Origin of the sequence: Cohnella abietis (assembly GCF_004295585.1) — a bacterium.
Taxonomy (GTDB): Bacteria; Bacillota; Bacilli; order Paenibacillales; family Paenibacillaceae; genus Cohnella; species Cohnella abietis.
Window position 1 is genome coordinate 5,623,598 of the sequence record NZ_AP019400.1, and the last position, 13,354, is coordinate 5,636,951.

11 protein-coding genes are annotated in these 13,354 nt (G+C 50.8%); 3 read left to right on the forward strand and 8 right to left on the reverse strand.

The features are described from left to right. Nucleotides 1-30: 30 nt before the first annotated feature. The 3 genes from KCTCHS21_RS24765 to KCTCHS21_RS24775 all read right to left on the reverse strand — a co-directional run bounded on the left by KCTCHS21_RS24765 (nucleotide 31) and on the right by KCTCHS21_RS24775 (nucleotide 3,514). On the reverse strand, nucleotides 31-1,377 hold the full coding sequence (locus KCTCHS21_RS24765) for an ABC transporter substrate-binding protein (protein WP_130614430.1): 1,347 nt from the start codon (nucleotides 1,375-1,377) through the stop codon (nucleotides 31-33). Between the two features lie 242 nt (nucleotides 1,378-1,619). Further along, nucleotides 1,620-2,609, reverse strand: coding sequence for a LacI family DNA-binding transcriptional regulator (locus tag KCTCHS21_RS24770; RefSeq protein ID WP_130614432.1), 990 nt, complete (start codon nucleotides 2,607-2,609; stop codon nucleotides 1,620-1,622). Nucleotides 2,610-2,644: 35 nt separating this feature from the next. Next, entirely contained in the window at nucleotides 2,645-3,514 is an 870-nt protein-coding gene (locus tag KCTCHS21_RS24775; protein WP_130614435.1) for a helix-turn-helix domain-containing protein, read from the reverse strand. A gap of 156 nt (nucleotides 3,515-3,670) precedes the next feature. On the opposite strand from KCTCHS21_RS24775, the gene KCTCHS21_RS24780 reads away from it, so the two are divergent. From KCTCHS21_RS24780 to KCTCHS21_RS24790, 3 genes are read left to right on the forward strand one after another with little or no spacing between them, the layout of a single operon-like run. Further along, nucleotides 3,671-4,672, forward strand: a complete 1,002-nt coding sequence (locus KCTCHS21_RS24780) for a cellulase family glycosylhydrolase (protein ID WP_130614437.1) — start codon at nucleotides 3,671-3,673, stop codon at nucleotides 4,670-4,672. A gap of 34 nt (nucleotides 4,673-4,706) precedes the next feature. Then, nucleotides 4,707-5,714 carry a C-terminal binding protein gene (locus KCTCHS21_RS24785; RefSeq protein WP_130614439.1) on the forward strand — a complete coding sequence of 336 codons (1,008 nt, stop codon included), beginning with the start codon at nucleotides 4,707-4,709 and terminating at the stop codon, nucleotides 5,712-5,714. Between the two features lie 4 nt (nucleotides 5,715-5,718). After that, nucleotides 5,719-6,528, forward strand: a complete 810-nt coding sequence (locus KCTCHS21_RS24790; RefSeq protein WP_130614441.1) for an SDR family NAD(P)-dependent oxidoreductase — start codon at nucleotides 5,719-5,721, stop codon at nucleotides 6,526-6,528. Between the two features lie 256 nt (nucleotides 6,529-6,784). Here KCTCHS21_RS24790 and gucD read toward each other — a convergent pair whose 3' ends face one another. From gucD to KCTCHS21_RS24815, 5 genes are read right to left on the reverse strand one after another with little or no spacing between them, the layout of a single operon-like run. Beyond that, the gene (gene gucD, locus KCTCHS21_RS24795) at nucleotides 6,785-8,242 is read right to left on the reverse strand and encodes an alpha-ketoglutaric semialdehyde dehydrogenase GucD (RefSeq protein WP_130614444.1); all 1,458 of its coding nucleotides are present in this window, start codon (nucleotides 8,240-8,242) and stop codon (nucleotides 6,785-6,787) included. A gap of 31 nt (nucleotides 8,243-8,273) precedes the next feature. Further along, complete coding sequence (locus tag KCTCHS21_RS24800; protein WP_130614446.1) at nucleotides 8,274-9,206, reverse strand: hypothetical protein; 933 nt, start codon at nucleotides 9,204-9,206, stop codon at nucleotides 8,274-8,276. Nucleotides 9,207-9,257: 51 nt separating this feature from the next. Further along, entirely contained in the window at nucleotides 9,258-10,979 is a 1,722-nt protein-coding gene (locus tag KCTCHS21_RS24805) for a dihydroxy-acid dehydratase (RefSeq protein WP_130614448.1), read from the reverse strand. Nucleotides 10,980-10,981: 2 nt separating this feature from the next. Further along, nucleotides 10,982-11,962, reverse strand: coding sequence for an aldose 1-epimerase (locus tag KCTCHS21_RS24810; protein WP_130614450.1), 981 nt, complete (start codon nucleotides 11,960-11,962; stop codon nucleotides 10,982-10,984). 13 nt (nucleotides 11,963-11,975) lie between these two features. Beyond that, complete coding sequence (locus tag KCTCHS21_RS24815) at nucleotides 11,976-13,322, reverse strand: family 4 glycosyl hydrolase (protein ID WP_130614453.1); 1,347 nt, start codon at nucleotides 13,320-13,322, stop codon at nucleotides 11,976-11,978. Nucleotides 13,323-13,354: the final 32 nt, after the last annotated feature.

The following is a 13,354-nucleotide window of genomic DNA, read 5'->3' on the forward strand; positions in this document are numbered from 1 at the left end:
CCGTTGATTAAAGCTGTGAAGATTGGCTGGTTACGGCTTGGCCGCTTCCCATTTTTCTTGTTGCTTGTCCGCAAGCTCTTGAGCCGATTTAAACGGCCCGCCCGGAGCAAGCAATTCGGTATGAACACCTTCGGCCGCCAATGTTTCGCCGATATTCGGACGATTGACCATGACAATCTCATAAGCGGGAGTCAATTTCGTCGCCCACGGAACAATGTCTTCGTTCAGTACTTTGTTGTCCGTTTTTGCGCTCGCTTGCGTCGGAAGAAAACCCGCTGCCGACACGAATTTTTGGTAGTGCTCGGGGCGGGAGAAAAACTCCAGCCATTTTAACGCGCCTTCTTTGTTGTGACCTTTATCGGCAACAAACCACGTCATATCGTATTTGCCGGCCATAACATCGACAGGCTTTTCGTTAGCCGGAAGAGGGAAGTAACCGAAATCGAGTTTGGGATTGGCTGCTTCAATCGAACTGATATCCCAAGAGCCATCGGCGATCATGGCCACTTGACCGGAACCAAATATAACAGGCAGATCGGTGTAGCCTACACCAGTGAAATTAGGAATCGAATATTTGTCTTGAATCAGCTTCATCTTCTCAAGCACTTCAACCGCGTCGGGATCGTTGTATTTATGCGTGCCTTTCCATGTGCCTTCGTGGAAGGCACTTTGATCTCCGCCGGCATACAGCTGGGCTTGCAGGTTGAATACTGGCAATTTCAATGGCCAGACATCCTTGCCCGCCAAGCCGATCGGCACAATTTTTTTGGCTAGCAGCGCTTCGCATACTGCAGTGAATTCGGACCAGGTGGTCGGCACCTTCAGCCCGTTGTCCGAAAAGATCTTCTTGTTGTAGAACAAGCCACCCATGGCGACGCTGCCGGCGGGAATGCCGTAAACTTTGTCGTTGTAGGTACCACCGTCCCGGATCGCAGTTTCGGTATAATTGCTAATGAAAGGCTGCCCGGTCAGATCGGCGATCAGACCGTTGTCGATATATTCCTGCCAGTAAGGCACGGTGCCCCCTGGCGTCCAGTCCTTCGGAGAGTTGCGCACGCCTGAAAGATCTGGGAAGATGTCGACGTCGCCGGCCAACAGACGAGCGCGTAAGGCTGTTTTGAACTGCCCATCAGGCTCCGTTTTGGTGTAGACGATCTTGTACTGCGGAAATTCTTTCTGGAACTCAGCGTTGATTTCATCGATCACCGCGTTGATGTTGGCCTGGTTCCAGTGCAGCATCTGGATTTCGGTGACCTTCACCGATGGTTTGGTTGCGCTTTCAGAACTTGCAGCTTTTTCATTGTCGGCGCCATTGCAAGCGGCCAACACAATGAGCATTGTAGCAGCTAGCGACAGAGCGAAAATTTTACGAAACATTTTAAACCCCCTCGAAATATTGATAGGCTTGAATACGAATTCAGATTTCATTTCTACGAAAACTAATGATCGTTTTCGTAGAAATTTTCGAAAACATATTCACGAGACCCATCATATCTTAAGGTTTTATTCTTGTAAATACCCTATATGCACAATTTATAACATTTTTTCGAAAGTAATTTCACGAAAATCATTAAAATTAACGAAAATTCATAATCATCTACGAAAACTATTACGAAAACTCATCCTGAATGACGAATTATCAATTCCGGCTCCATCAAAAAAGCGGGGGAGGTAGTACGTCCGTTCAGCAGATCGAACAGCATGTCGATGGAGGCAATGCCCAGCTTTCCTTTATCAATCCTGACGGTCGTGAGAGACGGTGAGCATAAACTCGCGTGCAAAATATCGTCGCAGCCGATGACCGCAATATCTTCGGGCACCTTTCGGCCGGTTTCTATAATCGCCTTCATGGCTCCGATCGCCAGCAAATCAGAAGCCGCGAAAATGACTCGTGGAAGCTCAGGTTGCTTAAGCATCTCTTTCATGGCGAAGTAGCCGCTAAATTCAAAAAAATCATGGGTTCTCACGAACCATTCCTGCCGGATTTCATAGCCATACTTCTCGAAAACGGTCCGATACCCATTTTCTCTTTCCAGAGAGATCAACGTCCCTGGCCCCAAATACCCCGGTTTTTGATACTGGCGGTCATGAATATATTCGGCGGCTATTTCGCCGATTTGGGTCTGATTGCAGGTAACGTAACCGGTTGAGGTGCCGGTAAGCTCCAAGTCGATGCCCACGCAAGGAATTTCGCTTAACACAAGGCGCTGCAAAGCGGGAGCCGTCGGATCGCCGGCGATTACAATGCAGCCGTCCGTATGGTAATGCCGACAGCGAGCGACATAGTCTTCCTTCATCGAGAAGGATTGCTCGGAGAATAGCAGCAGATCGCAGCGCATCTCGGAGGCCCGCTTCTTCAGGCCGTCCAGTACATCCGAAAAATAAGCGTTATTGAGATCGATCGGCAATGTCGAGGCAAACACCAAAGCGATTAGCCGGGACTGGCCTATCAACGACTGCGCATGCAAAGGAAGCCGATAGCCCGTTTTCGCTACGGCTTCCAGTACCTTCTGCCGGGTGGACTCGGCCACGTCGGGATAGTGATTCAACACCTTGGAGACAGTGGCGATCGATACGCCGACGGATTTGGCCAGCTCTTTTAAATTCATCGTGCAACTCCCTTCCTCTCTTCGATATCCGTATTTTATTTTTTTCCGCGATACTCCGAAGGAGAAACGCCGACAACGCGTTTAAAGCTACGGCTGAAGGTATGCTGATTTATAAACCCTAGGCGCTCCGCAATCTCGCCGACCTTCATATGGCTGTGCTTCATCAATTCCTTCGCCCGGCCAATGCGCATCTTCTGATGGTACTCTAGCGGAGTATAGTGAAACAGCTGGCTAAATTGACGGAGAAGATGGAACCTGCTCATTTTCACGTAGTCCGCGATATTATCCAAGGTAATCGACGTATCAGCGTGGCTTTCGATAAATTGCTTGGCTCGGTGCAGTTCTTCCCAACGTGTCAATAAAGGGGCATTATCGGACTTATAGTGAGCTCTCAGAAGAAGCACCCACAAGTCGGCCAGCAAGGTTTTACCCCGGTAAGCATAGTAAGGCAGCTTCAGCTCGTATTCATCCAAAAGCTCATTCAGGCAGTTTTCAAAAATAAGCGAGTTGTTCGTGCGGATGAAGTTAGGCAGCCAATTGCTATCCGGTTCGGTGATGTCGGCGCGGATATGCTTCAATTCCGCTGCCGTCATGTTCTGCATCGTTTTAGTCGAAACTCTGACATCAGCGCTGTCCTCATTTTGAATTAAATCAAAGTTCACGCTCTTGATCGATACCATTTCGTTTCCCATAATTTGAACGGAGTGCGTCTGCCTAGGCTTGAAAAGAAAAATATCGCCGGATCTGCCCTCGTAAACCTCGCCTTCAATGGTTACATACAGCGTACCACGCTCCAGATACAGCAGTTGATAATCGAATAGACAACGCTCGACAATTTTCCAGGGGGGGTGAACGGATTGACCGACCGCCTCTCTTACGTAAGGGGACAAATTGTCCAAATACATACTTCATTCTCCATTTCACTGAAAATTTTCGGCAATAATTGATATATTCGATGATACAACGGCTAAATCCTTCAAGAGAGGAGCGTGATACACTGAAAGCGTTAACGGTGGCGCCGCCGATTACCCTTATTTCAATACAGAAAGCGAGCTACCATCATGACACAGACCTTGAATTGCCCAGATATAAGAGGCTTTAATTACCAGCCGAGCTACGGAAGCACCAGCCTGGAAAACTGGCTGAGCTTCGACGAGCAAGTGTTCGAGCTTGAACTGAGGCGCGGCAAACAATTTTTTCCGGAAATGAACACGATTCGCACCTGGTTGTCCTGGGACGCCTTTATTCGCAATCCGGAGAAATTCGCCGAGAACTTCGAGCGCAGCTTACAAATCGCCGATTCGCTTGGGCTCGTCACGGTCCCGATTTTGTTCAACCGCTGGCACGACGCCGATCTGGACTGTGGAGGCATTTATTTCGATCATTTCATGCCTGGCTGGAGTTGGCTGACCCGCTTGGAGTGGGAGAAGAAGCAGGATGACTTGTTCGGCAACTATTTAGATATCGTGGTAGGGCGGCACATTGAGGATGCCCGGATTTTGTACTGGGATATTTGCAATGAGCCATTCTCCTATATGCTTTCACCGGAGGAAGTTCCATCGGAAGTAGAAGCGGCCGAGTATGCGTGGCTGGAGCGCATGTCGCTACGCTGCCGCCGATTAGGGGCGACACAGCCGATCGGGATCAGCGTGCACGCAAAGCACGGTCGCCGCGGATTGGAACGGATCGCTCCGTTATCCGACATTCTAATGATCCACCCGTATTATCCTGGGCCGTCGGATGACGAGGCGCAAAAACAGGAATTTACGAAATTGCTGGACGAGTACGTGGCTGTATCGGTCGAAACTGGCAAGCCTTTGCTTGCTACAGAAACCTGCTGGGGGGGATCGGAGGACGACGAATGGCGTGTAACCAATATACATTTTACGTTGTCGGAGTTGAAGAAACGCGGCATCGGATGGACGGTGCATCTTCTGCATCACAGTCTGGTTGCTGATGCGCATCGTTCCCCGTATGGACCTGTGGCGGATTGCGGTTACTTTGCTTTTATCGAAGCGGACGGCTCCTTGAGAAAAGGTCATGAGGTATTCAATATTTACTAAGCGTCTTTCTAATCCAAATCAAAGGTGAGGGCAAATGAACCATAATCAGAAGCCTTTAAAGATTGTCATGACAGATTGCGAGTACCCGGACACCCAATTTGAAGAGGCCGTTATTGCTCAATTGGAGAAGAATGTTCTCTTCATCCAGGCCCAATGCAAAACAGAAGCGGATGTAATCGAGCTGGCGGCGGATGCGGACGGGATCATCAATCAATATGCTCCAATTACCGGCAAAGTCATCGCGAAGTTGAAAAAATGCCAGGTCATTTCCCGCCTAGGGGTCGGCGTCGATTCCGTTGACCTCAAGGCTGCCGAAGAGCGCGGCATCTGGGTGGCCAATGTCCCGAATTATTGTATGGACGAGGTTTCCGACCATACGATGGCTCTGCTACTGTCCTGGGCCCGAAAGATCCCATTCTACGATCAAGTCGTCAAAACGTCGTCATGGGATTACAAGATGGGCACTCCGATTTTCAGCTTGAGGGATAAAGTGATTGGGCTGGTCGGCTACGGCAAAATCGCTCAGTTGCTGGCTGCGAAAGCGACCGCCTTCGGAATGAAAATTATGTTCTACGACCCTTACGTAACCGGCGGTCCAGTCCATGCAGGAGCCGTACAAGCGTCGTCTTTGGAAGAGTTGATGGCAGAATCGGATTTTATTTCCGTGCATACGCCGCTGAACGACGCGACTCGCGGGCTTATAGCTAAGCCTTTATTGGAGCTGATGAAGCCGACGGCGGTCATTATTAACACTTCCCGAGGGCCGATTATTAATGAAACGGATCTGATTGAAGCGCTGGAAACCGGTAAGCTGGCCGGAGCCGCACTAGATGTGATCGAGCAGGAGCCTATCGACCGGAACCATCCTTTTCTGCGAATGCCCCAAGTGATCCTGACCCCACACGTAGCCTGGTACTCGGAAGAATCCCAGGCGAAGCTGAGAGTCAACTGCACGCTTAATGTCATGCGGGTGCTGCAAGGGGAAGCCCCCTTATATGCGGTTAACAAACCTATCAACAAGTTCAGCGCATCGGAGGCATAGTCTAATGAACCCGATTCATAAAGTTTGTCTCGTCACCGGCGCTAGCCGCGGCATCGGGCGCGGGATCGCATTGATGATGGCGGAAGCGGGGTATCGTCTGGCAATTACCCATTTGGCGGAAGCCGAAGAAGCCGCAGCTACCGCAGAGCTGATCCGTAGCCGATACGGTGGCGAATGCCTCGTCTTGCAAGCGAACCTTATCGATCCGCTGCAAGTCGGGCAAATCGTAGCCGATACAACGGCTCATTACGGGCGGCTCGACGTCATGGTGAATAATGCCGGTGTAACCGTGTTCGGCAAGCTTGTCGATCTAAGCCTAGAAGAGCTGGATCAATTGCTTCATCTCAATTTGCGGGCACCGTTGCTCGGCATGAAGGCGGCAGCCCAAGCGATGATCGCTTGCGGAGCGGGAGGCAATATCGTCAACATCGCTTCGAGTCGCGGTCAGAGAGCGTACTCGACGGACGCCGCTTACGGAGCGTCGAAGGCGGGATTGATTCGCGCCACAGAATCCGTCGCTCTTGAACTGGCTCCTTATAAAATCAGAGTGAACTGTATTGCGATCGGCGTAACCCGGGTTACGGACGACGATCAATTTTATCGCGGCTTTGAGGATATCGTTCCCTTGGGCAGACCGGCAGAGATCGAGGAAGTCGGTCGGATTGTGAAATGGCTCGTTTCCCAAGATGCCGATTATATTACCGGGACAACGCTGCGGGTAGACGGAGGTTTAATATTGCCAGGAACGCCGGAGCCGCGCGGCAGTAGTCGAAAAGCAGGATACGAGTATTCCATCAACGCTCCTCGTAGTTGAAGATGGCATAGAAATCCTTCAAAAGAACAAAAAAACTCCCACAATATGCGGGAGACCTAGTAGTAATCTTATACAGTCACTAACGTAATAAACACGAAGCTACAATTTAGTTGTATCATGTCATTGCGAATTGTTGCGTAATCTCAAAAAAACGGTGAAATCGGTATTTCTGGGACCTTGATTCACGAAGCTATTTCCTTTCAAGCTCGAGAAATACCGATTCCATCCACCACTCTCATTCAGTTTCTTAATTTTTTCAAGCCTTCAAGAAAACCGTTTTAATTGAAGTAAAGAACTCGATGGCCGCCTGCCCTTGCTCTCTCGAATGAGAACTGGACTGCTTCATTCCGCCGAATGGAGCCTGCAGCTCGACGCCTGCCGTTTCCGCGTTAATGCGGACTAAGCCTGCATCCATATCGGCGATAAAGGTGAGGATATTCGCGATGTTTTGCGTGAAAATGGATGCGCTTAGTCCATATTCAACGTCGTTTGCAAGTGAGATCGCTTCTTGCAAATTATTGAACGGGATAAGCGCTAGCACCGGTCCGAAAATTTCCTCTTGAGCGATCGTCATATTCGAGGTCACTCCGTCGAATACGGTCGGATGCACGTAATACCCGCTCTTCAATTCCTCGTCGGCAGGAACGCCTCCCCCACAGAGCAAGCTCGCGCCTTCCTCGATCCCCTTATTAATGTAAGAGAGAACGGTATCTCGTTGTTTTTCGTTCGCGCAAGGCCCCATCCACGTTGTAGCATCGTTCCCGTTCCCCAGCTTCAGCTGCTTCACTTGATCGACCAGCTTCGTACGGAATGTTTCATAGACCGAAGCATGTACAACAATTCTGCTCGTTGCAGTACACTTCTGTCCGGTTGATTTCAATCCCCCGCTGATAGCCGCTTCCACCGCCAGATCGAGGTTCGCGTCTTCCGCGACGATAAGTGGATTTTTCCCACCCATTTCCAATTGATATTTCGCTCCACGGGATAGAGCGGCTTGCCCGATCTGTTTCCCTACCTTGTTGGAGCCCGTAAAGGTGATGCCTTGAATATCGGGATGCCGCGCAATGCCGCCGCCAATAACTGCGCCATCACCAGTGACCAAGTTGATAACACCTGGCGGAAGACCCGCTTCTTCAAAACAAGCTATAAGCTTCGCAGCCGTAATGGACGTTTCAATAGCAGGTTTTATCACGACAGTATTACCATATATAAGCGCCGGCGCCATTTTCCACATCGGGATCGCAACCGGGAAATTCCATGGCGTTATAACGCCTACGACACCCAAAGGCACCCGAGTGGTGAACATCATTGCCTCATTGTCTGTCGATGGAATAACGTCGCCGATCTTTCGCATGCCCTCCCCGGCATAATAACGGAGAATCGCGACGCCGCGAGCCGTTTCGCCTTTGCATTCGGCTAAGGTTTTGCCCATCTCGCGCATCATCGTTTCCGCGATATCGGCTAACTTTGCCTCCAACAGGTTGGCCACCTTGAACAGATAATCGCCCCGCGCAGCGCCCGAGAGCTTACGCCATGCTCCCTTGGCACGATTAGCCGCGCTTACCGCAAGCTCTAGATCCGCTTCATCGGAATTTTGCACATAACCAACGATGTCGTTCGTATTGGCCGGGTTAATACTTTCAGTCACCCGTCCCGTTAAGGATGGGCTCCATTTTCCGTCGATATAGTTAAGATAAGCTTGCTCTATCGTCATTTCCCTCTTCCCTCCATCCTTGGTTGCGGTTTTAGATCACTGTAGGAATTCCCAAGCCTTTGGCGAACTTGCCGGATTGAACAGCAGTAGAGTTATACCGTTCCAGTAATTGCAGACCCAGATGGGCTCTGTTCACTTTTTCCACACATTGGATTCTAGCAACCTCTTTGTTATGGGCTCCTGCAGGGTAAACGCTAGTTGCGTTGCGCAGACCGAATTTCAAGTAAACTGGTGAGGCGACTCTTACGATTTCCGGAATTTCATAATTCCGAATAAACCCGCCCATATCATCCGGTGACTCGACATAGAGATCAACTGGCGCATCAACGACCGTACGAATCGACGACAATTGCGGAAGCGTAATATCTCCGGCCAAATTCAACGTATTACCGCCGAGCTCCGTTGTGATTTTCGCGCTTACTGGGTTTGTCGGACTCATCATCGCGGAGATCTTAACGACCAAGTCGGTCGGCAATTGTCCTTTGTTTTTGGCTTGATCGATCAGCCATACTAAGCCTTCGTCAGCAACAAGTATGCTGCGAATACCTAGATCCGTCGCACGAAAAACTTCCTCCAGCGCATAGAGCAGCTGATCCATCCCCGCATGTCTTCCACCAAGCACCTTACCACTGCTGCTATAAGCCATCCCGCCGATATCGAAGCTCATTCGAGGACCGACGAAGAGGCACACTTCCATTCCTTCCGTATTCCCCATCTGTGCCATGTCACGGATATCCGAGTCGCTTAACAGCATAATACCGCTGCCCTGAGATACCCGATTTACCGTTATCCCGAATTTATTGGACTCCGCGATGACGCTTTCCAGGATTGCAGGTCCTTCCACTGAAGGGATTTCCACCCGATAATGCGCGCCATCCTCGAATCTCTTCTCACTTGTAGGGAGCTGATACTGCTCCTTGTTCGGCAGGCCAAGACTAGCCGCGAATGCTTGTGCTCTATTCATCACTGTTTCCTCCAAAGTCATCATCCGAAAACAAGGACTGATTGATTTTAACTATCCTCTTCCTACGGTCGGTTCGATAAAAGGAACTTCATCTTCGGAGGCCGGGCGCAGATTGTCGAGATCGCAGCCCTCGTCGGCTTGCAGAACATGATCCGCGTAAATCCGCATATATCCGCGCTTGTGCAAGCGAACAGGCGACCAAGCTTTCAATCGCTCGCTGATTTCCTTATCGGTAAGCTCAACATGAAGGGTTCCCCGTTCCAAATCGACTTCGATCCAATCACCGCTGCGGATCGCCGCGAGCGGCCCTCCGAGCTGAGCTTCCGGAGAAACGTGCAGGATATTGGTCCCATAACTTGTTCCACTCATTCTCGCATCGCTAATTCTGACCATATCTCTCACGCCCAGCTTCAACAGCTTTTTCGGAATCGGCAGCGCTCCCCATTCGGGCATTCCTGCACCAATCGGACCGCAATTTCGCAGAACGAGCACTGATGTCTCGTCGACTTCCAGTTCTTCGCTATCTATTCGTTCATGCATTTCCTCATAACTATCGAATACAATAGCTTGGCCCCTGTGCTTCCCGTTGATGAACGAGCTCGCGGCGCGTTTCAGGATAGCGCCGGAAGGCGCCAAGTTACCAGTGAGCACGGCAATGCCGACGTCCGTCTTGAAAGGTTCGCTTAATGTGGAAATGACATCGTCGCGGTAAGATGCAGCATCGCGATAGACTTCCTCAAGCGTCTTTCCCAGAGCAGTAAGACTGGTCGTATCCAGATGGGGCAGCAGCCTGCCGATCACGGCTCCAATTCCGCCCGCTTCGAAGAAATCGTCCATGCTATGCTCACCGCTCGGCTGAAGATTAACCATCAGCGGAATGCCCGCGGACAATTCTTCATAACGCTTCAAGGGAATGCGAATGCCAAGGCGCCCCGCAATCGCGGTCAAATGAATAACCGCATTGGTGGAGCCGCCGATCGCCGCGAGTAGCTTGATGGCATTATCGAATGCGGCTTCCGTCATCAGGCGAGACGGAGTCAGGCCCTCATTGACCATCGCGACGATTCGTTTCCCCGTCTCTTCCGCCGCCCATTTGCGACTGGCATGCGTTGCCGGAATCGTGGATGTGCCCGGAAGCATCATGCCGAGCATTTCGGACAAGCATTTCATGCTGGAGGAGGTCCCCATTACTGGGCACCCTCCCTGCGTGCACGAAATGCATTTTTCCAGCTCCGTCCATTCCTCTTCAGTTAACAGTCCGGCATTGTAATCATCCATTAATCGCCACAGATCGGTACCGTAATTCACCTTTTTCCCGCGAAACGATCCAGATGCCCGATGTCCGGCGGCAAGCTGAAGCGACGGGATATTACTGCTGGCAGCGCCCATGAGCTGCGCCGGCGTCGTCTTGTCGCATTCGCAAAGCATAACCGCGCCATCGATCGGCAATCCCCGTATGGATTCCTCGACATCCATTGCCATCAAGTTGCGATAGGGTAAATCCGAAGGCTTCAGAAAATCCGAAGGCGCCGTAATCGTATGCATCTCGATCGGGTATCCTCCGGCGAGAAGCACCCCTCGTTTGACGAATTCGACTAATTCTTTATGCGGCGCATTGCAGCTATTCAAATCGCTCCACGAATTAAATATGCCGATGATCGGTTTGCCAACGAATGATTCCGGAACATGTCCATTCGCCCTCATCGCCGATAAATGCTGGAATCGCGTTTCTTTGGACGGATGCTTGAACCATCGATCGCTACGCAAATTCATGTCTAGATCACCTCTTCAATCCGAATTCGCGTTGTCGTCTTGACTTGTTCGCCAGGCTGAAGAACGCGGAAACCGGTCAATTCCTCTGGAAGCTGCTGCAAATTGGGCGCATCCGTGATCCAAGTATACGGCTCTGGGCAAAGATAACCTTGTTTGGAATCATGATTGTAAACGACCCAATGCTTAAACTGTTCGTCGGCGTCGTACACGACTCTAATGCCGGAGCCCAAGTCCGTCAGCACCGCTTCATTCGCTCCGATGTTGGCCGTTTGGAAAGCATCGTCCAGCTCGTGCCCGACAAGGCTTTTCCCCTCGCGCAGCTGTTCCAAATACGGGATATCTACTAGCTCCCCCGTAGGCAAGAATCGTTCGTCCAGCACCCATTGCTTATCCGCGTTAAGCGCAAACCGACACGAATCCAGATCCCCGGAGCTGTTAAACGGGAAGTTAAAAGTCGTATGATAACCAAGCCCCCATGGAAACGGAGCGCTATCTTGGCTGCTAACCGTTGCTTCGACGGTAAGCGTCTTCTGCTCCAACACGTACCGCATATGAACGGTAAATAGATGAGGAAACTGTGCTAGAATTCCTTCGTGCTCCTCCGAATGAATGATCGTCTCCAGCACGATTCGTTCCCCTTCGTCTTCCGCGCGCAGAAGCTTCCACGACGCGTCGAACAATAACCCGTGAGTATGATTGTGTTCGGCGGGGTCGTTAATGTTAAAGCAATACTGCTTGCTGTTAAATTCAAACTTACCATCGGCGATTCGATTCGGAGGGAAAAGAATCGGCAGTCCATACATGAACGGATCCGCTTCGTACTCTTCTCGGCTTTGCGGGAATCGTAGCAAATCAAGGCTTTTGCTTATGGAGCGCAAAGACAATAAGTTGCTCCCCCATGCGGGGACAAGAACGACCTCCAGCTCCTCGTTCCGCGCTCTTATCGCGGTTTCGCCGTAAAGCTCAAACTGTTCAATTGCCATGCGGCCCGCCCCCTCAATTAAAATGCTGTCTCATCGCCGCAAGGCTTGGCATTTGAAGAATCTCGTCCAACATGGCCCTCGCCTGTTGTTCGGAACGGGTCCACGGATCCATTAGTATTAATTGAACAAGGTCTTCATAGCTTCCGCTTTCGTAAGCTTGCAGCTCCATCTCGACCGGTGCGACGCGATCGCGCAGCGCATATTGAATGACAGGCTTAGGCAAGCCTTTCGTTTTAATGCCTTGAACGCCTATTCCGCTGACATAACAAGGAATCTCCACCTGAAAATCTAGCGGAATGCCTGGCACGTAATTGCTGTCGTTCAAAATATTAAGGATCATGACCCTAGGAACATCGCAAGCGATCGCTTCGATGAACGGAATCATCGGTTCCGTCGAATGCTCCGGTGGGTAGCTATCCATCACTTTCACGGCCGTATTCTCGGAAACGCTCCGAATCTTCTCTACGCCCGCGGCGCCTCCCGCGAAATAAAGGTCGCGCCACCAAGCCTGGGGATCTTCCTTATAGAAACGCTCCGTCTCGTCATCTGCGTGATGCCATGCCGGCCAAGCGCCGCCTCCCGGATTCCCCGTATCGCCGATCGGAAATACGCCGAACTTCTTGTAAAGATCAAGCGCTTTCGGCCCCAACCAATCGCAAGTACCGCCTTGCTCAATATGAGCCGCCGATTTTTCTTCTATCCAGCGATCCAGAATGGGAAATGCATCTTCGCCTTTGTAGCGGAACTCCGTCAACCAGATGAAATGGTTTACGCCCGGAATCTCATACGTAATATGCTCTGGGTCAAGCCCGATAACCTCGGCGACGGTCCTAATTGCATTAGAGCCATGACAGAAGCCAGCCAGCTTCGCTAGCGGATATTTGCGTTGCAAATAGGTTACGCCTGCCATGACTGGATTGGATACGAGCATATACCAAGCATTCGGACAGATTTCCAATATGTCCTGCATAACCGATTCCATCAATTGCAGCTGATCGAAATTGATCCAGAATCCTTCATCATGCATGACGTGGAGGCTTCCGCCAAAACGATACCCGTGTTTCTGGGCGATGTCCCAGCCGTCCTTCAGACGTTGATGTCCACCGACCAGCGCAGCGAGCACGACGAAGTCGGCTCCGCGAATCGATTCTCTCCGATCCGTCGTTTTTTCCAAAACTAGATGAATATTCGCCTCTTTGGCATACCGTTCGCAAAGCGAATAAGCGCTGTTCAGACGCTGCTCGTCGATGTCCATGAAGCTGATTACGCTGCCTTCAAGAGAAGGCGTAAGACAAAGATCTTTAATAAGGCTTAAGGAAAACATAGCCGATCCGGCTCCGATAATACTGATTTTAGGCATGGGTATAACCTCCAGATTAATATGATAGATTC